Source organism: Ruegeria sp. SCP10 (genome assembly GCF_040329495.1).
GTDB lineage: Bacteria > Pseudomonadota > Alphaproteobacteria > Rhodobacterales > Rhodobacteraceae > Ruegeria.
Map to the genome: position 1 here is coordinate 50,406 of NZ_JBDZYF010000010.1, position 22,449 is coordinate 72,854.

Below are 22,449 nucleotides of genomic sequence, written 5' to 3' on the forward strand. Positions count from 1 at the left end.
TCTACTCCCCTTCCAACTGCAACCGCAAATCCCGCAGCACGGGCAGAGTGCTGCGGACACGCTCCAACCCCAGCTCTCCGACCACACGGTTGATCAACGGGGCGATCGACGCAATCGCCTGATCGCGCGCGCGGCGGCCGGCGGGGCTGATGGCCACCATTTTGCGGCGGGCATCGTCCCAGTCAGGGCGGATGTGGATGTATCCGGCCCATTCCAACTTGGCTAAGGTGTTGGTCATCGCCCCTCGGGTCACGTGGAAGGTATTGGCCAGCTGCGCCGGGCTACGCTCATCCCCGACAAAGACCAGATGGTTCAGCACTGAAAAATGCGATATTTCCATGCCCTTAGGCAGCACGCGGCTGAGCCGGTTGCGCAATAACTGATCTGCGGTCAGGATCTCGCTGAACAGCGTGACCGCTAGGGCATTTGTCTCGTCTGTCATGGTCCGGTCTGGATCAGGGTCCGTCGAAAGGGCGGCGATGCGTCAGCGAAGGTACACGCCGGCGCGCCTCTGTCACAGAACTATCATCCAAATCGAAAAAGTGAATGCCCAGATTGGTGCCTGCGTCGATGACGACCTCTCCCCACGGGGCCACGACCATGCTGTGGCCATGGGTATGACGCGTCTTTCCCCGCGTGGTGGGATGTGCACCCGTTTGCGCGGGGGCAAGCACCCAGCAGCCGGTTTCAATCGCCCGCGCCCGCAACAGCGATTCCCAATGAGCCGCCCCGGTGACCGGAGAAAACGCCGCCGGAACCGTCAAGATACGAGCTCCAGCCTGTGCAAGGGCGGCATGCAGATGGGGAAATCGAATGTCGTAGCAGATGGTCAGGCCGATCTTGCCAAAATCAGTCTCGGCAACCACCGCCTGTTCGCCCGGACGGTAGTTTTTCGATTCACGGAACGTCTCGGTTTCGGTGACCTGCACGTCGAACATGTGGATCTTGTCATACCGTGCCACGATCTGACCCTGAGGGTTGATCATGAAGCTGCGGTTCGCAAAACGACCATCCGGGTCGTGGGTCTTGATCCCAAGCGACCCGATCAGCAGCCAAACGCCCAACTCGGCCGCTTGCGCCCGTAGACCGGCCAGAGTGAGATCGTCTTCCTCATGCTGCAGCACCTCGCGCTGCCGCGTGGTGCTGTTGGACACGCAATTCGTGACCTCCGGGGTCAGAATGAACTGCGCCCCCTCAGCGACGGCCTCGGCAATCATGTTGCGAACCATCTCAAGATTCGCGGCCGGATCGTCCGATGAGGTGATTTGCAGCAGAGCGGTTTTCATCAGGCCGCCAAAAGACGATCCAGCATGCCCTGGCGGTCCAGCTCATACAGGTCATCGCAGCCGCCCACGTGATCAGGGCCGATGAAAATCTGGGGCACAGTGCGCTTACCACCCGCGCGTTTGATCATCTCAGGCTTGCGCTTGGGGTGCAGCAGCACGTCGATTTCTTTGAATTCAACGCCTTTTTGCTTCAGCAGACGCTTTGCAGCATGGCAAAAGCCACAAAGCGGCGATGTATAAATTTCAACCGGTTTCATGTTTCCGTCCCTTCGGGTTTCACTCAATCTTGGGCGAAATAGGCATCCTTGGCAACGCGTGCCAGCACCAACACGGAAATATGATTTGCCCCGGCGTCGCGGCACGCTTGCGTACACGCCGCCAGCGTCGCTCCGGATGTCATCACATCATCGACCAGCAGGATGTCGCGCCCCGAGATCCGTTGCCGTCGCTTGGGATGCGGAGCGATCACATCTGCCAGAATCTCAGCCCGTTGCGCAGCGGTTTTGCCGTCCAGCACCGGAGTGCGCTTGCGCCGCACCAACAGGTCGGGACAGACCTCTGACCCGGTTTCTGCGGTCAGATGCTGGGCCAGAAGCGCGGATTGGTTGTAGCGCCTTTTCATCAAGCGGGACCAGTGCAGCGGGACCGGAGCGATAAGCATGCCGGGCTGGATCAACTCGCGCCCGGCCAGCGCCATCCAGAGCGCGGCGGGTCGCGCGAGTTCAGGCCTGTCCCCGTGCTTGAGCGACAGGATAAGGGACTTAGCCCGCCCCTCATACATCAAGGCCGCTCGACCGTCCTGCCAGGTGCGCGGTGTTTTCAGGCAATCATCGCATTCGATCCGATGACCATCACCCTCACCCGGAACAGGCACACCGCAACTGTCGCAAACCGTCCCACCAATAAATGGTGTATCGCGCCAGCACGCTCCGCAAAGACCAAAATCCGAGTCGGTCAGGGCGCCGCAGCTCAGGCATCTGGGCGGGTAGATCAGTTGCAACGCGGTTTGCACGCGCCGCCAAATGCGATACCTGCGAGGTATGAAACTGCCTGCGTCCAATGCGCCCTCGCTTTTTGACCGTCCAACCCTGTTGCGCCGTCGCGCGCGGGTTCAGGATAGTGCCCTGTTCCTGCATCGCGCCGCCGTTGACGAAGTGCAGGATCGGCTAAGCATGGTTAACAGAACCTTTACGGCGCCTGCGATTGTGACGCCGTTTGTGCATATCTGGCAGGATGCATTGCAGGGAGCCCAGATCGTCACGGACGACGACACACTTGCCCTGAGCCAAGGCGCGCATGATCTGGTCGTGCATGCGATGGCTCTGCATTGGGCCAATGATCCGGTTGGACAGCTGATCCAATGCCACCGCGCCTTGCGCCCCGATGGCTTGTTGCTGAGTGTGTGTCTGGGCGGGGAAACCCTGCATCAACTACGCGCGGCACTTGGGCAGGCCGAGATTGAAGTGACAGGTGGGCTTAGCCCCCGGATCGCCCCAATGGCAGAGCTTAGAGACCTGGGAGGACTGCTTCAGCGGGCTGGATTAGCGTTGCCAGTTGCAGACGCGGTGCCTCTGACCGCCGAGTATCGCGGTCTCACCCATTTGATGCATGATCTGCGCGCGATGGGGGAAACAAACGTGCTGGCGGACCGGCTTAAATCACCTACGCGCAGGCAGGTATTCGCACGTGCGCAAGAGATTTATGCCAGGCATTTCAGCACCGCCACAGGCCGCTTGCCAGCGACCTTCGAAATGATTTGCCTAACCGGTTGGTCACCTGACGACAGCCAGCCCAAACCGCTGCGCCCGGGATCTGCCCAAATGCGCCTTGCTGACGCGCTGAATACGGATGAGGGCAAACTGCCCGATTGACGATTGGGTTTTTCCCTTTATCTCAGGTCAGAACGCGAAAACTCAGGAAGACCCCAATGTTCGACGCAACCCGCCCTGCGCATGCTCCAGCCGATCACCCCAAAGTCAAAATGGGGCGCGTGGGTATCTTGCTCGCCAATCTGGGTACGCCGGACGACTATAGCTACTGGCCAATGCGACGCTATCTGAACGAGTTTCTGTCGGATCAACGCGTAATCGACTACCCCAAATGGAAGTGGCAGCCGATCTTGCAGGGCATCATCCTGACCAAACGCCCTTTCAGTTCGGGCGAGGCGTATAAGTCGATCTGGAACCACGACAAAGGCGAAAGCCCGTTGATGACGATCACCAAGGATCAAACCACCAAGCTGCGAGACGCGATGCGGGCACGCTATGGGGATCAGGTGATGGTCGATTTCTGCATGCGCTATGGCAACCCGTCGACCAAATCCAAGGTACGCCAGATGGTGGCAGAGGGCTGCGATCGCATCCTGTTTTTCCCGCTTTATCCGCATTACGCTGGGGCAACGACAGCCACAGCCAATGATCAGTTCTTTCGCGCGCTGATGGAGGAGGCCTGGCAACCGGCCAGCCGAACCGTTCCCGCCTACTACGACGAACCAGCCTTTATCGAGGCGCTGGCGCAATCGGTCGAGCAAGCCTATGCCGCCATGGACGCCAAGCCGGATACGCTTGTCTGTTCCTATCACGGGATGCCCGAGCGCTACCTGCAACAGGGCGATCCGTATCACTGCCAGTGCGTCAAGACATCCAGACTGCTGAAAGAACGCCTAGGTTGGTCTGATGACCAGATTGTGTCAACTTTCCAGTCCCGGTTCGGGCCCGAGGAATGGTTGAAACCCTATACAGTGGATCACGTGGCCGATCTGGCGCGTCAGGGTAAGAAGAATATCGCCGTGATCGCGCCGGCCTTTTCCGCCGATTGCATCGAAACGCTGGAAGAGATCAACGAAGAGATCAAGGAAAGCTTCGAAGAGGCGGGCGGCGAAAGCTTCACCTACATTCCCTGCCTCAATGATGGCGATTCGCACATTTCAGCTCTGGGCAAGATCATCGAAGACAATCTGAGCGGTTGGCTGGACTAGTCAGCCCCATCTTTCAGGCATGAAAAAAGGCGGTGGAGCGATCCACCGCCTTTTCTCTGGATAAAGCTCGTAAGCTTAGCCAGCTGCAACAGCTGCGGCCACAACGACCAGCAGGATCAGCGGCAGCAGGATGCCCTGCGAAGAACCCTGAGTTTCTTCAACAACAACAGGTGCTTCAACAACTGGCTCTTCCAGGTTGCCCGCATATGCGGTCGAAGCAGCAGCAGTCAGAGCAGCGGCGAGAACGAGTTTTTTCATATTAACCTCCAGAATTTGCGCGATTCCAGTTCTTTGGAACGCGCATCTAAGACTTACCTCGTGGTTTTTTTCTAATCAGCAAAGCGGTTGGAATGCAATTGCAACTTGAACGCCAAGCCACCAGCTGCGCGAAAATGTCGTCAAATTAGCAACACTTGCGTGCCGACCTTGGCCATCGAAAACAGTTCGGCAATGTCTTCGTTAAACAGACCGATGCAGCCGTTCGACGATTTCCGGCCAATTTTGCGCGTGTCATGCGTTCCGTGGATGCGATAGTACTTCCACCCCAGATATAAAGCATGTGTTCCCAATGGGTTATCCGGCCCAGGCGGGATATAGTCAGGCCATTCAGGATTCCGCTTCTTCATCGAAGGGGTCGGTGCCCAGCTTGGGCCCTCGACCTTGCGAATGACGCTGGTACGGCCACGGCGGGTCATTTCTTCGGTCAACGGCACCGATGATGGGTAGAGTTTGTACACAGTTTGGTCATCTGACCAATAATGCAGCGCCCGTGACACCGTATCGACCAGAATGGCCCCGTTTCTGGTGTTCGAGAAATAGGGCTGCCAGTCCAGCGCACGGAATCCCGAAACATTGCGACGCACAGCGGCTTCGGGCTCGGGCGCTGGACGCAACGGATCGCCAGGAATGTATTGCGCCAGCGCCGGGCTTGCCACCAAGGCAGCCGCGCCAGACAGGAAACCTCGGCGGGTCTGAGGGGAAATGCGTTTCTTGACCATGAGTGCGGTCCTTTGCGAGGGCGAGTTCTGAAATTTTGGGCATTCTATTGCCAGAATGCTTCAGTCGCAAATCAAACCGGCAGAATCATGCGGCCCTGTGACATTGGGCGTTTGCCCCGCACCGTCTGGCACGGTATGCCCGTTAACGACACAAACATCAGGCCGATCATGACGCGTATCGTTTCTTTACTCTTGCTTTGCTTTGTCGCCCTGGCGGCATGTACCACCCCACAGTCCACAACTTTGGGTGCCGATGGCCGCCCTTTGCCCACAGTATATAAAATTCGCGGCAACCCCGAAAAGCTGCAATTCCGAATGCTGGATTCGGTCAATGCGCTGCGCCAGGCCCAAGGGCTGCAAGCGGTGCAGCTAAACGCACAGCTGAACGCGGCCGCAGCAACCCACTCTAAGGATATGGCCCGGCAGAACCGCCCCTGGCACTTTGGGTCGGATGGCTCATCACCCATCGACCGCGCTGCACGCGTTGGATATTTCGGGACCTTCCTGGGCGAGGCGATCTCGGAAACCTACGAAACCGAAACCGAAACCCTTGCCGCCTGGATGCAGGAATCCGGCCCACGCGCGGTGATCATGGACCCCAAGGCAACCCAGATGGGTTTCGCCTGGCATCAGGAAAATGGCGGGAAAATCTGGTGGACGCTGGAAATGGGTACTGGCGGCTGATCCGCGAATACCCTCAACAAAAAAAGCCCCCGAATTTCGGGGGCTTTTTTATTTCCATCAGGTCTTTAAGCAGCTTGCATCGACTGTGCTTCGGTCAAGATAGCGTAAAGCTTGACCGGATCAGGGTTGGCCCGCAGCTTTGCACAGACCGAACTGTCGCGCAGGGTACGAGACACAAGGGCCAATGCCTTCAGATGATCTGCACCCGCCTCTTCGGGGGCGAACAAAGAAAAGGCGATGTCCACCGGCTGACGATCCACCGATCCAAAATCGATCGGTTTTTCCAGCATTACAAATACGCCGGATACGCCAGCTATCTCGGGCAGGCGCGCATGCGGCAAAGCCACGCCATGGCCAACACCTGTTGGGCCAAGGCTTTCACGTTCAAGCAGGCAATCAACGATGGACTGGGCTTCAAGACCCAGCGTCGCCGAAGCGACCTCACCGATTTCCTGAAACAGCCGCTTCTTGCTGGAAGCTGCTGACAAAACACGTACTGCTTCGGGCTTCAGAATGCTCGAAAGCTCCATGATCATGCTCCGTAGCGGGCCCGGCAAATGCGGGGCCCCGCCTTTTTAATCTTGCCTGTTAAGGATCGATCCAGCCGATGTTACCGTCATCCCGACGATACACGACATTCAATCCATCCTTGTTTTCATTCCTGAACACCAGCACCGGGGCGCCAGCAAGTTCCATTTGCATAACGGCCTCACCGACGCTGAGCGATGGGATCTTTGTTTCCATCTCAGCCACAATCATGGGCTGCAGCGATTCGGGTTCATCAGCCGTGTCCGATTCGTCAGAGGCGAGGATATAAGAGGACGCTCCAAAGAGTTCAACCGGCTCGGACCGATCTTTGTGGTGGTCTTTCAGACGGCGCTTATAGCGGCGCAGTTGTGTTTCCATCTTGTCGCAGCACCCCTCGAACGCTGCGTAAATCTCGGTTGCATGGGCCTTGGCCTGCGCCGTCAGGCCCGTCGACAAATGGACAGTGGTTTCGCAAACATATTCATGCGCTGAACGGGAAAAGACGACATTGGCGTCAGTTGGACGCTGGGCATATTTGCCAACGACCTCGCCCAGCTCGGTCTGCACGTGGTTTTGCAGGGCCGCGCCGATGTCGATCTGTTTTCCGCTGATTTGGTAACGCATGTGATCTCCTTCACAATTCACACCCACTCTGACGCTGCGTCACGCAACGTGCTTGTTTTTATCGGGTGGGGGGTATCGACATTCTGATCGGTTGCTGTTGACCCGACCCTTCGGGGAAGGGACATCGAGATCCAGTCTGGAACCGAATAAATGCCATGACCCAATTGAGCCAAGAGGCGGCGGAAGAGTCAATCAAAACAAGAGCGTATATACGCGATTTCCGCCATGCGCCCGGCGCATTTCCGCGCAAGCCTATGAAATGCGGAAGTTTTCGCCCAGATAGACGCGGCGCACGTTTTCGTTTTCCACCACTTCACCCGGCGTGCCGGACATCAGAACCTGACCGTCATGCAGGATATAGGCGCGATCAACGATTTCCAGCGTTTCACGGACGTTGTGATCAGTGATCAAAACCCCAATCCCTCGCTTTTTCAAATCCGCGACCAGATGGCGAATATCGCCCACACTGATCGGGTCCACACCGGCAAAGGGTTCGTCCAACAGCAGATACTTCGGATCAGCCGCCAGACAGCGCGCGATCTCAACCCGGCGCCGTTCGCCACCGGACAGAGCCAGCGCAGGCGCGCGGCGCAGATGTTCGATGGAAAAATCTGAAAGCAGTTCTTCCAGCCGCTCTTTGCGGCGGTGCGCATGGTTGACGGTGATATCGAGAACCGAGGCGATGTTGTCCTCGACACTCATGCCCCGAAAAATCGACATCTCTTGCGGCAGATATCCGATCCCCATCCGCGCGCGACGGTACATTGGCAAGGTTGTGACATTCTGGCCGTCAATCGTGACTGTGCCTGCTTCGGGAAAGACCAGCCCGGCCACAGAATAGAATGTCGTGGTTTTGCCTGACCCATTTGGGCCCAAAAGTGCCACAACTTCGGACCGGTCAAGCGTCATCGACACATCGCGGATAACAGTTTTCTTCCGGTAGGATTTACGCAGCTTTTCAATCCGAAGCCCGGAATTGCCTTCGGCGACCGACAGTTGGGGACGCACCATCAGTTGTTCCCCTGCTGCAGGATCGTTTTGACCCGGCCGGTCATGGTTGCAGTGCCTGTGGTCAGGTTTGCATTCATTTGATCGCCGCTGATGATGCTGGGGCCCTGGGTCAGCAACACATTGCCCCGCATCACGATCACGCCGCTGTCGATGGTGTATTCAGCCCAATCGCCTTCGGCAGCGTCGGGCGGGCTAACCAAAACCACGTTCTCGGTCGCTTCCAGCCGATCAATGGCGGATCTTTCCTGGTTGTAGATGACCAGAACCCGCTCGGCCGTCAGCCGCATTTCACCCTGTACGACAACCACATTACCGACAAACTCGGCCGAGCCATCCTGTTGGTTCACATTCAGGGTTTCCGAGGTCACCTCGACCGGCAGGGTCGGGTCCGCGCGCGTGGCCCCAAAAGCCACCTGCGCCTGCTGCGCAGTTGCAGAAACAGCACCTGTTACAAGCGCAAAACTCAAAAGGACGAAACGAAAATCAAACACAGGTTATCTTTCTGCTTTCTGAGGCTCATACACCAGCTTCACGCCGTCTGTAAAAAGAATATGGACCGGGCCGTCCTTTTTTTCCGCCCCAAAGGTCATGCGACCGGCGGAAAAATCACCGATGGGACCGGTTCCGTTCACGTGACCAGGCGTATCGCCCCGGATTTCATCCAAAGCGGTGTTCAGCAAATCGGTGGTGACTTCGATCCCATCTGCAGTCCTGATCACCACATCACCCACAAAGGTCGCTGTGCCTTTGTCGGGGCGGATCATACCTGAATTGGAATCCAGCGTGATTGCGCCGCCGCTTAGCAACCCAAACCGGCCACGAAACTCCGAGGCCGTCGGCATCGACCCTTCGGTGCCTTGCGTTGCCTTTGTAGCGCCGATCTGCACGTCTTCGCCTTTGCGGGTAGTGCCGCGATAGTCCGGTTGCGTGACCACTTGTTCGGCCAGACGCGCATCGATGTCCTGCTGCGTAAACGGACCCGAGACATTGGTTTCAATGCTGCGCGACAGAAGGAATACGGTGGATAGCATCAAAATGGCCGCAAGCGGCAACAGAACCTTCAGGAACTGTACCATGCGGGAATAGCGGTCCACCTCAGCCTCTCCTTAACCTAGACCGACGCGCAGACAGTCGTGAATATGTAGTAGCCCCTGCGCCTGCCCATCTGCGTCGGGATCAACCACGAAGAGTGAGGTGATTTTGCGGTCATTCATTATGGCCACCGCTTCTTCTGCCAAGGCATTGGGCGCGATCGTCATCGGGTCGCGGGTCATCACCTCTTGGGTGGATTTCTCCAACAAACCATCCATGTTTCGCCGCAAGTCACCATCCGTGACGATGCCCAACAGGCGGCCAGCCTTATCCGTGACCCCCACAACGCCGAAGCTCTTTTGGCTCATGACCAGCAAGGCATCACTCATCGGAGTTTCTGAGGTCACAACCGGCATATCCGTATGCATCAGGTCCCGCACCTTGCTCAGCTGCGCGCCCAGCTTGCCGCCGGGGTGGAAATCGCGGAAGTTCTCGGGCTTGAAATCCCGGTACTTCATCAATGCAATCGCCAGCGCATCGCCCATGGCCAGAGTCAAAGTCGTCGAGATCGAAGGCACCATACCAAACCCGCAAGCCTCACCCATTGACGGGATCAGCAAATGCACATCGGCCTGCTTCATCAATGAGCTTTCAGGCTTGCTGGACAGGCCGATCAGCGGGATGCCGAACCGGCGGGTAAAGGCCAGCAGGTTGGCCAATTCCGGCGCTTCGCCAGAGTTGGAGATCGCCAGAACCACATCACCTTTCGACACCATGCCCAGATCGCCATGGCTCGCCTCGGCTGGATGCACGAAATAGGCAGGCGTGCCGGTGCTGGCCAGAGTTGCTGCGATCTTGTGACCGATATGGCCGGATTTACCGATCCCGCTGACAATCAGACGGCCCGTGGCCTTTAGGATCATCTGGATCGCTTCGGCAAAATGCGCATCCAGACTGTCGGCCAACACGTCCAGCGCGCGGGCCTCATCGGTGACAACCTGTCGGGCTGTCTTCAGGAATGCTTCGGTATCGGTCATGAGTGCGCAAAAATATCCGTTTCGGGCCAGCCTGCGAGGTCCAGTTTCGCACGCATCGGCAGGAAATCAAAACAGGCCTGCGCCATCTCGGTCCGGTCCTCTCGGGCCAGCCGTTTGTCCAGCGCGTCGCGTAGCTGATGCAGATACAGAACGTCGGACGCAGCATAATCCAACTGCGCCTCGGTCAGGGTTTCCGCGCCCCAATCGCTCATCTGCTGTTGTTTCGAGATGTCTACGCCGATCAGCTCCTGGCAGAGGTTCTTAAGCCCGTGACGGTCGGTATAGGTGCGCACCAGACGGCTGGCGATTTTGGTGCAGTAAACCGGAGCCGCCAGCGCCCCAAACGCATGATACATCGCCGCGATATCGAACCGACCAAAGTGGAACAGTTTCAACACATTGGGATTCTCCAGCATGGCGCACAGGTTCGGGGCCTCGGTCTGCCCCTTTTCAACTTGAATGATGTGGCTGTTGCCGTCCCCTCCGGACATCTGGATCACACACAGGCGATCCCGATGCGGGTTCAGCCCCATGGTTTCACAGTCGATGGCCACGACAGGCCCAAGGTCCAGCCCGTCCGGCAGGTCGTTCTTGTACAAATGGTTCGCCACGGATTTGTCCTTTGTGCGGTCTCGCACCCCGAGATAGGCGGTTTGGACGCCAAACTCAACGCCGTCCGGCTTGTAAGGTCAAGGCGACTTGTTATCCGCTTAAATTGTTGGATAGTGGCACATAATGGCCAATATCCCCGGTGGTCGTATCCTGTCCGAATACGATAGTGGCCATTGACCCTCGCATTCCTTACGGAGCATGTCTGACCTATGCTCAGCGTCCTGCACAACCGAACCTATCGCCATCTGCTGGCGGCGCAGGTCGTTGCACTGACCGGAACCGGGTTGGCAACCATTGCGCTTGGACTTCTGGCCTATGATCTGGCGGGCGAGGCCGCGGGGCTTGTGCTGGGCACGGCGCTGACCATCAAGATGATCGCTTATGTGACCATCGCCCCGCTTGCGGCAGCCTTTGCCGAACAGCTTGATCGGCGCAAACTACTGGTGGTTCTCGACCTTGTTCGCGCAGCTGTTGCCATCTGCTTGCCGTTTGTTACGGATATCTGGCAGGTCTTTCTGCTGATCTTTGTGCTGCAATCGGCCTCGGCAGGGTTCACCCCGGCCTTTCAGGCCACGATCCCCGATGTCCTGACGGATGAGCACGACTATACCCGCGCTCTGTCTCTGTCGCGTTTGGCTTATGACCTTGAAAGCCTGCTGAGCCCGATGTTGGCGGCGCTATTGCTACTGTTTGTCAGTTTCAACACTCTGTTTCTGGGCACAAGCCTTGGCTTTATCGCCTCGGCCCTTCTGGTGGTCTCGATCATCCTGCCATCGCCCAAACCGTCGGGGCGCACAGGCATTTATGATCGGACCACACGCGGTATCCGCCTCTATCTGGCGACTCCCCGCCTGCGCGGTCTGCTGGCGCTCAGTTGGTGCGCTGCCGCGATCAGTTCGATGGTCATCGTGAATACAGTGGTCCTGGTGCGATCCAATCTGGGCCTGTCCGAAAGTGCCGTGGCCATCGCCCTTGCGGGATTCGGCGGAGGATCGATGATCGCAGCGTTTCTGCTACCGCCCTTGTTGGATCGGGTGCCGGATCGACGGGTCATGTTGACTGGCGCTACAATTGGCACGACCACGATGGTGCTTGCAGCTTTTGTATCAAGCTCCACAATCGTGACGCTGCCCATGCTGACCGGGCTTTGGCTGCTGGCCGGGTTTGGGTATTCCATGTCTATGACCCCCTCAGGCCGCTTGCTGACCCGATCGGCCAGTCCCGAGGATCGCCCCGCCGCCTTCGCCGCCCAATTCACGCTATCGCACGCCTGTTGGCTGGTGCTGTACCCGCTAGCTGGTTGGCTGATGACTCGGTTTGGGGCAACAATCGCCCTGGCTGGCATGGCCAGCGCTGCCAGTCTTGGCCTGATCACCGCCCTGTGGATCTGGCCACGCTCCGAACGTCCCCAAGCGACGCAGAAGCCTTGAGCCACGGTGCCAACCTGCTTTACACCAGTGTGACCCCATGCCGGAGACCTAATGGATCAGATTGACCGCCGCATTATCGCGGCCCTTCAACACAACGCCCGTGACACAACCACGACCATCGCAGCAAAGCTGGGCTTAGCTCGCACTACAGTGCACGAGCGGATCAAGCGCATGGAAGAACGCGGCGTTATCGCTGGCTATTCCGTTGTTTTGAACACACCCGATGACGCGCCTCGGGTGCAGGTGGTTGTGCTGCTTGAGGTGCAGCAAAAGGAAACCACCCGTATCATCAAGCGGCTGGAAACCTACCCCGAGGTCAAGCGGTGCCTGTCCATCAATGGCGAGTTTGACCTGCTGCTGTCGGCCGAGGCCCCCCGGATCGAAGATCTGGATATTTTGGTTGATGATCTGGCCAAAATCCCCGGCGTGCTGCGCACCAATACCAGCGTGGTCTTTGGCCGGCGCATCGACCGGAAATGAGCGCTCGATAACCGGCTGTAAACCAATGCTTGGCTAGCTTGGCCGGGACAGATCAGAATCCCGGACCGGCAGAATGCCAACGCGCTTGTTTTTGTTTTCCTTTCTATTGTCGCAGGTGCTGACCGCACAGGCGGGCTCTGCCCTGCCCGATGCGCGCACCGGCGATATCTGCGATCAGGCGGCACGTAGGGCGTCATTGACCGAAGATGTACCACTGGATGTGCTGCGCGCGATCACACGGGTTGAAACCGGTCGCAGCTTTGGCGGCCACTACACCCCTTGGCCCTGGACCATCAATGTCGAGGGGCAAGGGGTTTGGTTCGACACCGAGATCGAAGCCAAATCTTATGTGTTTAGCGTATTCAAAGCGGGCAAGCGCAGCTTTGACGTCGGGTGTTTCCAGCTCAACTATCGTTGGCACGGCACCGCTTTCCGCTCCATCGACGCGATGTTCAACCCGGATGAAAACGCCCTTTATGCCGCACGGTTTCTAAAGGACCTGTATGCCGAGCTGGGCTCCTGGTCTGCCGCTGCAGGGGCCTATCACTCACGCACACCTGAACTGGCACGCGCCTACAAAGGCCGGTTCCAGACCGTGTTGGCCCAGCTGGATACCGCAGCCGCATCACGAACTACAGCGATGTCACGTGATCCATTCACAGGCGCTGCCACGCCGCTGATCCGGCTTCAGCCCGCACAATCCGGGCAGGGAATACTGGGATCACTGGTTCCCAGCAGCACATCCGCCACAGCCTTCATCGCCTTCAACTAGGAGTTCAGCTTGCTCAAGATCGACGCCCGATCCCTGTTCTCGCCGACCGTTTTGCTGGCGCTGGCGCTGATGACCATCATCGTCATGATGATCCTGCCCATGCCCGCCTGGGTGCTGGATGTGGGGCTGGCTGCCTCATTCGCGCTGGCCATTCTGATCTTTACGCTGACCCTGTTCATTGAACGCCCGCTGGATTTTTCGTCCTTCCCGACGATCTTGCTGGCCTCATTGATGCTGCGACTTTCGTTGAACGTGTCCTCGACCAAGTTGATCATCGGTCAGGGCCATACCGGGCCCAACGCCGCCGGTGACGTGATCGAGGGGTTTGCCAATTTCGTCATGGGCGGTAGCATCTTTCTGGGCCTCGTGGTGTTCGGCGTGCTGCTGATCGTAAACTTCATGGTCATCACCAAAGGCGCCGCCCGCATGGCCGAGGTTGGGGCCCGCTTTGCGCTGGATGGGATGCCCGGCAAACAGCTGGCTATCGACAGCGACATGTCCGCCGGGGCCATCGACCATCAGCAAGCCAAAGAAAGGCGTGAGCGCGAGCAGCAGGAAACCACCTTCTTCGGCTCGCTTGATGGGGCCTCAAAATTCGTCAAAGGGGATGCAGTTGCCGGGCTTCTGATCACGCTTCTGAACCTTGTCATGGGTTTGGTGATGGGCGTAATCGTGCATGGAATGCCGGTGGCGTCCGCGTTCGAGACCTATGCCATCCTGACCGTTGGCGACGGGCTGGTCTCGCAAATCCCAGCTGTGATCATCTCAATCGCCTCCGCCCTTTTGTTGGCACGCGGGGGCACCCAAGGGGCCACCGACAACGCGATTTTCTCACAACTGGGCAAGCATCCAGCGGCACTCGCCACCGTGGCTGTGCTGATGGTTCTGTTTGCCCTGGTGCCGGGCCTGCCGTTCTTGCCGTTTATCCTGGGCGCGGGCGTGCTGGGCTATGCGGCGTATCACGTGCACCGTGGCCAGAAAGCAGCCGCGCTTGCGCCAGAACCCCAATCGGACGAGGCCGACGGACCGGTATCGCAGGCCATTGGCGATATACTGGACCTCGACGATGTGCATCTGGAATTTGCGCCTGATCTGGTAAGCATGGTGCTGAATCAAGGCACCGGGTTGGATGCCCGGATCGCCAATATGCGGACCTATGTCGCCTCGACTTTCGGCCTGATCCTGCCTGAAATTCGCCTGACCGACCGCGCCGAGCTGCCAACCGGAACCTATGTGATCAAAGTACAGGGCGTGGAACAAGCGCGCGGGGTGTTGAACCCCGATCTGGTTCTGGCGCTGGTGCAGGACGGGTTTGACCTGCTGCCCGACGGCAATGACGTGACCGAACCCGTCTATGGCGCTCCGGCGCGTTGGATTCTGCCCAAAGATCAGGAGGACGCCGCGCTCAGCGGCGCCACCATCGTCTCACCGCCCGAGATTCTAGCGACCCATCTGCTGGAGATCATCAAACAGAACTTCTCGCGCCTGTTGACGCTGAAATCGCTGCGGCGTCTGCTCTCAGAAATGACCCGGCTGAGCGATCCGGTTCGGGCCGAGGCCAATAAGAAACTGCTGGACGAACTGATTCCGGACAAGGTGCCGATCGACACGCTGCACGCGGTGCTGCGGCTGTTGCTGGACGAGCGTGTCTCGATCCGAAACATGACCCTGATCCTGGAAAGCGTGGCCGAGGCACGGCTGACCACCACCCAACCCGAAGGGATTTGCGAGATTGTCCGCCAGCGGCTGGGCTTCCAACTGGTCGCCGAAATGAAGCGCGAGGACGGATCGATCCCCCTGATCCAACTGGCGCCGGAATGGGAGGATACGTTCGCCAGCTACCAGATCGACGCCCCCAATGCCGGGCCGGATGTCGCGCTGCCTCCCAATCTGTTCAACAAACTGGCTGATGGCGTGGTCAGCAGTGTTGCAAAATCCGCAGATAGCGGGCTGTTCCCGGCTGTCGTAACCTCGACCCGGCGCCGCCGGTTACTGCGCACGATCATGCAGGCGCGGGGCATCGCAAACCCGGTTCTGTCGTTTGAAGAGATCGGGCTCGAGGCACGCCCGTCCCTGGTCGGAACCATTCCTGCATGATCGCCTTACCACCAGAGCTATTAGGGCAGATCGGCCAAAATCTATGGCATTTGTTTGCAGTCTTTCTGCGGGTTTCTGCCTTTGTATCTCTGCTGCCCGCTTTCGGCGAACGCAGCATTCCAGTGCGTGTGAAGCTGGGCATTTCGATTGCCTTCACACTGATCATCTTACCCGCCGTTCAGCCGCCAGTCCTTGCACCCGGTTTTCTGCCCATGGTACGGCTGGTGGGGACCGAAGTTCTTGTGGGTATGGCCCTCGGTATCGGGCTGCGCCTATTTGTTCTGGCCCTGCAAACCGCCGGAGCCATCGCCGCGCAATCCACATCGCTGTCGCAATTGCTGGGCGGCGCGGCTGACCCTCTTCCAGCGATGGGGTACTTTCTCATGCTGGCCGGGCTGACCCTGGCTGTCATTCTGGGGCTGCATATCCGGGCTGCCCAGTTCCTGATCCACAGCTATGCGATGTTCCCAATGGGCAGCCTTCCCGCCCCTTCGGACCTATCGCGATGGGGGGTCGCTCAGATCTCGTCCAGTTTCAACCTCGCCTTTGCATTGGCGGCCCCGTTCGTGATCGCCTCGCTGATCTACAACCTGGCTCTGGGCGTCATCAACCGCGCGATGCCGCAGCTCATGGTCGCCTTTGTCGGGGCGCCGGCGATCACCTTCGCGGGCCTGTTTCTGCTCTTTGCTGGTGCGCCGCTGATCCTGTCAGTCTGGTCTGACGCCCTGAACGGCTTTCTGATCAACCCGGCGAGGGGAACACCATGAGCGCATCGGATGATGACAGCGACAAGTCATTTGAACCCACCCCGCAGAAGCTGCAAAAAGCACGCGAAAAAGGAGAGGTGGCAAAATCCAGCGACCTCTCCGTGGTCGCCGGCTATACCGGCCTGATTATTGCGTTGCTGGCCGCCGGTCAGTACACGGCCCAGCATCTGGGCACGTTGTTTATCGTGATGATTGATCAATCGGACACTCTGGCTCAGCTGCTAACGACCGGGCCAGCCACCGCACCGGTAGCCGGACTATTGCGAAGTGCTTTGATGCCAGTGTCGCTACTTTTTGCGATCCCTGCGGCGGCTGTCCTGCTAAGCCTGATCGCCCAGCGCGCACTGATCTTTGCGCCAACCAAACTGAAACCCAAGTTATCGCGCATTTCAATCGTGTCGAATGCAAAGAACAAGTTCGGGCGCGGCGGGTTGTTCGAGTTTGCCAAGAGCTTCTCGAAACTGCTGATCTACGGCACCTGCCTGGCCTTGTTCCTGAAAGCGAACTTGACCGAGATCGTTTCAGCCAGTGCAGCGCCTGCGAAATCGTCGATCCTGCTGATGATGAACCTTTTGTTTCGGTTTCTATTCATCGTGATCACCATCGCGCTGGCCATCGGCGTCATCGATTACCTTTGGCAATATGCCGAGCATATGCGCAAAAACCGAATGTCCCGCAAAGAGATACAGGATGAAACCAAGGATGCCGAAGGTGATCCGCATGTGAAACAGCAGCGGCGTCAACGCGCTCAGGACATTGCAACCAACCAGATGATGTCTGACGTACCCTCGGCGGATGTCATCATAGTCAATCCAACCCATTTTGCCGTGGCCCTCAAATGGTCGCGCACGCCGGGTTCCGCGCCCGTTTGCGTGGCTAAAGGCGTGGATGAGGTTGCAGCTGCAATCAGATCCGCCGCCAATGAGGCAGGCGTTCCCATCCATTCAGATCCACCAACAGCCCGTGCCCTGCATGCGACGGTGGAGATCGGCCAGGAAGTTCCAGAGGAACACTACCGCCCCGTCGCGGCTGCGATCCGATTTGCTGAAGCAATGCGTAAACGGGCGAAAGGTCAGATCCGATGAACCTCAAAAAGCTCTCGGCCCTGCAAATGGCAACCGATGCGATGTTCCAGAAGCAACACCAGGCGCTGCGCCCGGTGATAGAGGCCGAGGCACAAATACAGAAGCTGTTGATACGGTTGGACAATCAGGTGACACAGACACGACAGGACAGTGCAGGGGCCGAAGGCTACCGTGTCACAGGAACAGATATCCTTTGGAATGCCTGGGAGTCTGCTACGCGTCGCCAGTTAAACATGGAGCTGGCCCGTGTGCGTGCTCAGAAACTGGCCGCTATGGAACAGCTTCGAACTGCCTTTGGGCGCCAGCAGGCCATCGCATCTGTATGCAAGACCATGCGGGATGCGCAGCAAAAGGCAAAAGACAAGACGCGTTCGAACCTTTGAAGGCCTGACCGCAACCGGTCAGGCCGGAGCGAGTTCAGCTATCTTGCCGGTTCACGCTCATAATCAACACCTGAGAGACATCCGACCCCAAATCCTTGCGCGCAACCTCCAGCAGCGCTTTGCGCAAAACGGTCAGATTGTCTGACTCGGTGAATATCCCGTCAAAGCCACCGGTATTGGCATGATCAAAAAGCACCTGCAAAAACCTGTCCCTCAGTTTGGGTTCGATGGCATAGAAGGTCTCTGTGATGGCCGGATCAGCCTCAATGCTGAGAGACATTGTTACCATCGCCGTGATCTGATCATCCTTGACCACAGGAACAACAAACTGTTTGGGCAGCTTTAGATACTCAAAACCACCCGGTTCATCATCCTTCGATGGTTTTTTCGACGTTTTTTTCTTATCATTTTTGTCTTTCTTGTCGCCTTTGTCTGGCTTTTCCTTGGTCTCTTTATCCTCGGAAACAACCTCGGGTGCTTTTTCAGGCATCAGGAACATCCCGGCGCCAATTCCGGCGCCCAGACCCAGCGCAAGAAACACGACTGGAAGCAAAATCTTCGTCATCTGCGATCCTCAGAATGGCAAGAGCGAGTCGAGCACTTGCTGACCCAGGCGCGGTTGTTGAACATCGGTGATCTGGCCACGCCCACCGTAAGACACGCGCGCGGACGCGATTTTGTCGTAGGTGATCTCATTCTTGCGCGAGATATCTTGGGGGCGCACGTACCCGGCAACCAGAAGCTCTCGCAGTTCGAAATTCACCCGCAATTCCTGCGATCCCGATATCGACAAAACACCGTTCGGCAACACATCAAGTACGGTGGCGGCGACCCGCAAGGTCAGCTTCTCGTTTCGCCGGACCGATCCTCGGCCAGAACTGGCGGAATCGGATTCAATCCCAACCGCGTCTTCCAATGTTACCCCTTCGGGCAAGTGGTCTTCCGCGCTCTGGGGCAGGCCGAACAAGTTGGGAACCTCAAGGGATTCCGAACCCGAACGCGAGCGGCTGGTATTGTTCGAGAACTCTGCTTCCTCGTCCAGCTCAATGACGACCGTCAGAATATCGCCTTTCTTGATCGCCCTTTGATCACCCAGCAGGGATTGCTGGCCACCACTCCAAAGAGATGATCTATCCACCGCGCGCTGGGTCTGGGTGTGCAAGGGCAATCCGGGCCACAGCATCGCCACCTGCTCGGGTGAGTCGTCTTTGGGTGTAAAGCTGGGCGGTTTTCCCAAGTGATCAAAACGGCTGCAGGCCGAAAGCGCGAAAATCGTCAGCAGAAAGGGTTTAGACAGTCCAGACATTACTTTACCTCGATTTGACCATCGGGCCGGATCAGACCGGTGACCGTTGTGCGGGACGACAGGTTCATGACCCGGATACGCTCACCCACGGCGCCGCGCCCAAGGGCACGCCCCTCGGTGCTGATCGACAGGGGTTTCCGGTTAAAGACCAAGATCACCAGATCATTCCGATCCACGATGGCCGGTGGGCCGACATCTGCTGCGCGCACCGGTCGGCCCGGATACAGGGCGACCCGTGCCTCAAACCCGATCAACTCTGCAGGGTCGCTTACAGCACCGGGGATGTCGGTATGCTTCAATTCCAGATCGGCGGCCGAGATGACCTCTTTCGCGCGTATCGTGCGGGTCGGAACCACGATATCCGCAAGTGCAGTTATCGGCGCCGCGATCAGGAAGATCAGACCAAGACCCCTCATCAGCGCACCTGTGTTGTGGCGCTCATCATCTGATCGACGGCGGTGATGACCTTGGCGTTCATCTCATACCCGCGTTGTGCTTCGATCAGTTCAGTGACCTCACGCACCGCATCGACCGAGCTGTCTTCCAGATAACCCTGCCGCAAAGTGCCAAACCCATCCTCGCCAGGTACACCCTGGATCGGTGCGCCCGAGGCTTCAGTTTCCTTAAACAGGTTGCTTCCGATCGCCTCAAGCCCTTTGGCATTGGAGAAACTGGCAAGTGAAAACTCACCCAGCAACTGCCCTTCGGGCGTGTCGTCGAAATAGGCATAGACCTCGCCCGAAGCATTGATCGAAATCGACCGCGCATCATCGGGAATCGTGATCTCGGGGGCCACGGCAAACCCGTCGGACGTGACGATCAGCCCTTCGGCGGAACGCTTCAGGCTGCCATCGCGCGTGTAGGCCGACTGCCCGTTCGGCAACGTCACCTCCAGGTAACCGCGCCCTTCGATGGCAACGTCCAGATCGCTGCCAGTGGCTGACAGCGCGCCTTGCGCCAGTTGCACCGTGACAGCGGCAGGTCGGACGCCCAGACCCAACTGAATGCCGGTCGGCAGAACCGTTCCGTCCGAGGCATTGACCGCGCCGGCGCGCGCCATCTGCTGATAGTGCAGATCGGCAAATTCCGCGCGGCGGGCGTTGTAACCGGTGGTGTTCATGTTGGCGAGGTTGTTCGAGATCGTTTCGACCCGCATCTGCTGCGCCGTCATGCCCGTGGCTGCGATTTTCAAAGCACGCATATCAAATTCTCCTTGTTCAGGTCAGCGCATCAGCGCGTCGAGGGCCCCGCGCACGCGCGCGTCCTCGGTTTCCAGAAAGCTTTGGCCCAGCTCATAAGCGCGCTGAATCTCGATCAGGCGCGTGACCTGCTCGATCGCGTTCACATTGGACCCTTCCAGAAAGCGATGCAGAACAACGGGCTCATCGACAGGGTCAACATCGCCCTGAGGCCGAAAACGCGTGTTGCCCTCACGAACCAAAGTCGTGGGATCGGTCACCCGATAGATACCGATCTGCCCCAGCAACTGCCCGTTCACGCTGAGCGTTCCATCTGCGCCGACATCGATGCTCGCCGCATCCGGGGGAATGAAAACTGGTGATCCATTGCTGTCCAGCACGGCTGAACCATCCGCGGCCACCAGATCACCTTGCGCATTTGGTGTGAAACTGCCCGCCCGCGTCAGGCGATTGCCTTCGGGCGTTTCGAGCATGAAGAATCCCTCGCCTTCGATGGCAAAGTCGAACTGCCCCCCGGTCTCGGTCAACACCCCTTGCTGCAAGGAGGTGTTGCGCGCCTCGGCCCGGCTCATGGACAGGGATGGCGTGTTGGGCATATCGCGGATGAATTCCGAGAACACCAACCCCTGCTGGCGGTAGCCGGTGGTATTGGCGTTGGCGATGTTGTTCGCCACCAACCGCATTTCATTCATCAGCCCGGATTGACGGGATAAGGTGACATAGGCGGTGTCCATCAGCGACCTCCGGCGATCAGCGGCACCAGAGTGCCCGTAAAAAAGGTGACAAGAGTCTGGGTCATGAAGCCCATGGAAATCCAGAACACGACGACAATGGCGATCAGTTTGGGCACGAAGGTCAGGGTCATTTCCTGGACCGAGGTCAGCGCTTGGAACAGGCCAATGACCAGCCCCGACACCAGCGCCACGGCCAGAATGGGGACCGAGGTGATCACCGCGATCCACAACGCCTGACGCACGATGTCGTAGAACAGACCTTCGCTCAGCATCGATCAGACCGGCATCCGCAGGATTTCCTGATAGGCTTCAACCACCTTGTTGCGCACGATAACGGCGGTTTCGACGGCCAGTTCGGTTTGCGCCAGTGCCTGCACCAGCGCATGTGGGTCCGCTTGTCCTGCCATTGCGGCCTGAGACATCTGCTCACTAAGTTTCAGCGTGGCCGCAAAGTCCTGAAAGGACGTGCGCATCCCCTGCGCCATGGCGCCGTGATCGGGGTCAGCCTGGGTGGCGGGGCGTGCGCCGGCATAGTTCTGCGCAGCGGTCAGGGATCGGATATCCATTCTGGCGTTCCTTTATTTCCGGAGTAATTCCATTAGCGACGATGACATTTTGCGCGTCTGATCGAACATCTTGAGGTTGGCCTCGTAGCTGCGCTGCGCCTCGCGCGCGTCTGCGATTTCGATCATCAGATCGACATTTGAGCCCAGATAATGACCGCTTTCATCCGCCATGGGATGGCTTGGGTCGTGCACACGCTGCAGATCACGGCGATCCAATTGCACGCGCCCGGCCTGCACCATGGCTTTGCCGTCCTGCTGTACGGTTTCAAACGGCACCGTCTTGCGCCGGTACCCAGGCGTATCTGCGTTCGAGATATTCTCGGAGACATGGCGCAGTCGGGCCGCCTGTGCTCGCAAAGCACTGGCCGAGGCGGTGAGGGAGTGGGAAAAATCGCTCATTTCGCCCTCCGCTTACCCGCGACCCAGACTGGTGCGTAGAACGTTCATCGAGGACTTATAGATCACCAGCGCGCGATCGTGTTGCCGCTTGACGTCGACGGCTTTCAGCATCTCTTCTTCCAGTGACACGCCGTTGCCGTTCGGATCACCACTTGGGTCGGCTGCGAACTCGGCCCAGCTGTGCCCTGCCAGTCCGCCGCCATTCAGATGCCCTCGCCTCGTGGCCATCATCTGAGTCTGCGGACCGGTATTTTCGAAGGCTGATTTAAAGGCCTCGATATCGCGGGGCTGGTAACCGGGCGTATCTGCATTGGCCATGTTGCGCGCGATGACAGCCTGCCGTTGCCCGGCATGGGTTGCCATAGCGTGCGCTGTCTTAAAGACGTTCAGGTCATAGAACATCGGGGCTTCTCCCTCGATCGATTTCAATCAAGGCTTAACC

32 protein-coding genes are annotated in these 22,449 nt (G+C 58.3%); 10 read left to right on the plus strand and 22 right to left on the minus strand.

Annotation, left to right across the window (positions count from 1 at the left end; translation table 11 throughout):
* Position 1: 1 nt before the first annotated feature.
* From ABLN87_RS17465 to ABLN87_RS17480, 4 genes are read right to left on the minus strand one after another with little or no spacing between them, the layout of a single operon-like run.
* Positions 2–442, minus strand: coding sequence for a MarR family winged helix-turn-helix transcriptional regulator (locus tag ABLN87_RS17465; protein ID WP_170537132.1), 441 nt, complete (start codon positions 440–442; stop codon positions 2–4).
* 13 nt (positions 443–455) lie between these two features.
* Positions 456–1,286, minus strand: a complete 831-nt coding sequence (locus ABLN87_RS17470) for a carbon-nitrogen hydrolase family protein (protein WP_353012607.1) — start codon at positions 1,284–1,286, stop codon at positions 456–458.
* Positions 1,286–1,543 carry a glutaredoxin 3 gene (grxC, locus tag ABLN87_RS17475; RefSeq protein ID WP_353012610.1) on the minus strand — a complete coding sequence of 86 codons (258 nt, stop codon included), beginning with the start codon at positions 1,541–1,543 and terminating at the stop codon, positions 1,286–1,288. The genes ABLN87_RS17470 and grxC overlap by 1 nt, the downstream gene beginning before the upstream one ends.
* 23 nt (positions 1,544–1,566) lie before the next feature.
* Positions 1,567–2,286: a ComF family protein gene (locus ABLN87_RS17480; RefSeq protein ID WP_353012613.1), complete on the minus strand. Its 720-nt coding sequence runs from the start codon at positions 2,284–2,286 to the stop codon at positions 1,567–1,569.
* A gap of 40 nt (positions 2,287–2,326) precedes the next feature.
* Between ABLN87_RS17480 and ABLN87_RS17485 the strand changes: the two genes are divergently transcribed.
* Both ABLN87_RS17485 and hemH read left to right on the plus strand, forming a co-directional pair.
* Positions 2,327–3,157 (plus strand): class I SAM-dependent methyltransferase, encoded by an 831-nt coding sequence (locus ABLN87_RS17485; RefSeq protein ID WP_353012616.1) that lies wholly within the window; start codon positions 2,327–2,329, stop codon positions 3,155–3,157.
* Positions 3,158–3,213: 56 nt separating this feature from the next.
* Positions 3,214–4,263: a ferrochelatase gene (gene hemH / locus ABLN87_RS17490; protein WP_353012619.1), complete on the plus strand. Its 1,050-nt coding sequence runs from the start codon at positions 3,214–3,216 to the stop codon at positions 4,261–4,263.
* A 75-nt stretch (positions 4,264–4,338) separates the two neighbouring features.
* Here the strand turns inward: hemH and ABLN87_RS17495 are convergent, their stop codons facing one another.
* Together ABLN87_RS17495 and ABLN87_RS17500 are read right to left on the minus strand one after the other, a co-directional pair.
* Positions 4,339–4,521, minus strand: a complete 183-nt coding sequence (locus ABLN87_RS17495; protein WP_170455786.1) for a hypothetical protein — start codon at positions 4,519–4,521, stop codon at positions 4,339–4,341.
* A gap of 140 nt (positions 4,522–4,661) precedes the next feature.
* Complete coding sequence (locus tag ABLN87_RS17500; RefSeq protein WP_170537142.1) at positions 4,662–5,261, minus strand: L,D-transpeptidase; 600 nt, start codon at positions 5,259–5,261, stop codon at positions 4,662–4,664.
* Positions 5,262–5,429: 168 nt separating this feature from the next.
* Between ABLN87_RS17500 and ABLN87_RS17505 the strand changes: the two genes are divergently transcribed.
* Complete coding sequence (locus tag ABLN87_RS17505) at positions 5,430–5,945, plus strand: CAP domain-containing protein (RefSeq protein WP_353012623.1); 516 nt, start codon at positions 5,430–5,432, stop codon at positions 5,943–5,945.
* Between the two features lie 65 nt (positions 5,946–6,010).
* Here ABLN87_RS17505 and ABLN87_RS17510 read toward each other — a convergent pair whose 3' ends face one another.
* The 7 genes from ABLN87_RS17510 to ABLN87_RS17540 all read right to left on the minus strand — a co-directional run bounded on the left by ABLN87_RS17510 (position 6,011) and on the right by ABLN87_RS17540 (position 10,788).
* On the minus strand, positions 6,011–6,475 hold the full coding sequence (locus ABLN87_RS17510) for a PTS sugar transporter subunit IIA (protein WP_170537146.1): 465 nt from the start codon (positions 6,473–6,475) through the stop codon (positions 6,011–6,013).
* Positions 6,476–6,533: 58 nt separating this feature from the next.
* On the minus strand, positions 6,534–7,097 hold the full coding sequence (hpf, locus tag ABLN87_RS17515; protein WP_170537148.1) for a ribosome hibernation-promoting factor, HPF/YfiA family: 564 nt from the start codon (positions 7,095–7,097) through the stop codon (positions 6,534–6,536).
* Positions 7,098–7,349: 252 nt separating this feature from the next.
* Positions 7,350–8,108, minus strand: coding sequence for an LPS export ABC transporter ATP-binding protein (gene lptB, locus ABLN87_RS17520; protein ID WP_353012627.1), 759 nt, complete (start codon positions 8,106–8,108; stop codon positions 7,350–7,352).
* A complete protein-coding gene (locus ABLN87_RS17525; RefSeq protein WP_353012630.1) occupies positions 8,108–8,599 on the minus strand; it encodes an LptA/OstA family protein in 492 nt (163 codons plus the stop codon). Before ABLN87_RS17525 ends, lptB begins: the two co-directional genes overlap by 1 nt.
* 3 nt (positions 8,600–8,602) lie before the next feature.
* Positions 8,603–9,202 (minus strand): hypothetical protein, encoded by a 600-nt coding sequence (locus tag ABLN87_RS17530; protein WP_353012633.1) that lies wholly within the window; start codon positions 9,200–9,202, stop codon positions 8,603–8,605.
* 12 nt (positions 9,203–9,214) lie between these two features.
* On the minus strand, positions 9,215–10,177 hold the full coding sequence (locus ABLN87_RS17535; RefSeq protein WP_353012636.1) for a KpsF/GutQ family sugar-phosphate isomerase: 963 nt from the start codon (positions 10,175–10,177) through the stop codon (positions 9,215–9,217).
* Complete coding sequence (locus tag ABLN87_RS17540) at positions 10,174–10,788, minus strand: ribonuclease D (protein ID WP_353012639.1); 615 nt, start codon at positions 10,786–10,788, stop codon at positions 10,174–10,176. Before ABLN87_RS17540 ends, ABLN87_RS17535 begins: the two co-directional genes overlap by 4 nt.
* A gap of 210 nt (positions 10,789–10,998) precedes the next feature.
* Here ABLN87_RS17540 and ABLN87_RS17545 point away from each other — a divergent pair, with 210 nt between their 5' ends.
* The 7 genes from ABLN87_RS17545 (at position 10,999) to ABLN87_RS17575 (ending at position 17,803) form a co-directional block, all read left to right on the plus strand.
* Positions 10,999–12,219 carry an MFS transporter gene (locus ABLN87_RS17545; RefSeq protein WP_353012642.1) on the plus strand — a complete coding sequence of 407 codons (1,221 nt, stop codon included), beginning with the start codon at positions 10,999–11,001 and terminating at the stop codon, positions 12,217–12,219.
* 51 nt (positions 12,220–12,270) lie between these two features.
* A complete protein-coding gene (locus ABLN87_RS17550; RefSeq protein WP_353012645.1) occupies positions 12,271–12,699 on the plus strand; it encodes an Lrp/AsnC family transcriptional regulator in 429 nt (142 codons plus the stop codon).
* A gap of 73 nt (positions 12,700–12,772) precedes the next feature.
* Positions 12,773–13,471: a transglycosylase SLT domain-containing protein gene (locus tag ABLN87_RS17555; protein ID WP_353012647.1), complete on the plus strand. Its 699-nt coding sequence runs from the start codon at positions 12,773–12,775 to the stop codon at positions 13,469–13,471.
* Between the two features lie 69 nt (positions 13,472–13,540).
* A complete protein-coding gene (flhA, locus tag ABLN87_RS17560) occupies positions 13,541–15,568 on the plus strand; it encodes a flagellar biosynthesis protein FlhA (protein ID WP_417750408.1) in 2,028 nt (675 codons plus the stop codon).
* Positions 15,565–16,335 carry a flagellar biosynthetic protein FliR gene (locus ABLN87_RS17565; RefSeq protein WP_353012653.1) on the plus strand — a complete coding sequence of 257 codons (771 nt, stop codon included), beginning with the start codon at positions 15,565–15,567 and terminating at the stop codon, positions 16,333–16,335. The genes flhA and ABLN87_RS17565 overlap by 4 nt, the downstream gene beginning before the upstream one ends.
* Entirely contained in the window at positions 16,332–17,420 is a 1,089-nt protein-coding gene (flhB, locus tag ABLN87_RS17570; protein ID WP_353012656.1) for a flagellar type III secretion system protein FlhB, read from the plus strand. Before ABLN87_RS17565 ends, flhB begins: the two co-directional genes overlap by 4 nt.
* Positions 17,417–17,803, plus strand: coding sequence for a hypothetical protein (locus ABLN87_RS17575; RefSeq protein ID WP_353012659.1), 387 nt, complete (start codon positions 17,417–17,419; stop codon positions 17,801–17,803). The genes flhB and ABLN87_RS17575 overlap by 4 nt, the downstream gene beginning before the upstream one ends.
* Before the next feature lie 34 nt (positions 17,804–17,837).
* Here the strand turns inward: ABLN87_RS17575 and ABLN87_RS17580 are convergent, their stop codons facing one another.
* From ABLN87_RS17580 to ABLN87_RS17620, 9 genes are read right to left on the minus strand one after another with little or no spacing between them, the layout of a single operon-like run.
* Positions 17,838–18,368, minus strand: coding sequence for a flagellar basal body-associated protein FliL (locus ABLN87_RS17580; RefSeq protein WP_353012662.1), 531 nt, complete (start codon positions 18,366–18,368; stop codon positions 17,838–17,840).
* A 9-nt stretch (positions 18,369–18,377) separates the two neighbouring features.
* Positions 18,378–19,109 (minus strand): flagellar basal body L-ring protein FlgH, encoded by a 732-nt coding sequence (flgH, locus tag ABLN87_RS17585; RefSeq protein WP_353012664.1) that lies wholly within the window; start codon positions 19,107–19,109, stop codon positions 18,378–18,380.
* Positions 19,109–19,525 carry a flagellar basal body P-ring formation chaperone FlgA gene (gene flgA, locus ABLN87_RS17590; RefSeq protein WP_353012666.1) on the minus strand — a complete coding sequence of 139 codons (417 nt, stop codon included), beginning with the start codon at positions 19,523–19,525 and terminating at the stop codon, positions 19,109–19,111. The genes flgH and flgA overlap by 1 nt, the downstream gene beginning before the upstream one ends.
* Complete coding sequence (flgG, locus tag ABLN87_RS17595; protein WP_353012669.1) at positions 19,525–20,310, minus strand: flagellar basal-body rod protein FlgG; 786 nt, start codon at positions 20,308–20,310, stop codon at positions 19,525–19,527. The genes flgA and flgG overlap by 1 nt, the downstream gene beginning before the upstream one ends.
* 21 nt (positions 20,311–20,331) lie before the next feature.
* Complete coding sequence (locus ABLN87_RS17600; RefSeq protein WP_353012672.1) at positions 20,332–21,042, minus strand: flagellar hook-basal body complex protein; 711 nt, start codon at positions 21,040–21,042, stop codon at positions 20,332–20,334.
* A complete protein-coding gene (locus ABLN87_RS17605; RefSeq protein WP_170537176.1) occupies positions 21,042–21,314 on the minus strand; it encodes a flagellar biosynthetic protein FliQ in 273 nt (90 codons plus the stop codon). The genes ABLN87_RS17600 and ABLN87_RS17605 overlap by 1 nt, the downstream gene beginning before the upstream one ends.
* 3 nt (positions 21,315–21,317) lie before the next feature.
* Positions 21,318–21,608, minus strand: coding sequence for a flagellar hook-basal body complex protein FliE (gene fliE, locus ABLN87_RS17610; protein ID WP_353012675.1), 291 nt, complete (start codon positions 21,606–21,608; stop codon positions 21,318–21,320).
* Between the two features lie 12 nt (positions 21,609–21,620).
* A complete protein-coding gene (flgC, locus tag ABLN87_RS17615) occupies positions 21,621–22,007 on the minus strand; it encodes a flagellar basal body rod protein FlgC (protein ID WP_170537180.1) in 387 nt (128 codons plus the stop codon).
* Between the two features lie 12 nt (positions 22,008–22,019).
* Positions 22,020–22,409 (minus strand): FlgB family protein, encoded by a 390-nt coding sequence (locus ABLN87_RS17620; RefSeq protein WP_353012678.1) that lies wholly within the window; start codon positions 22,407–22,409, stop codon positions 22,020–22,022.
* Positions 22,410–22,449 lie beyond the last annotated feature (40 nt).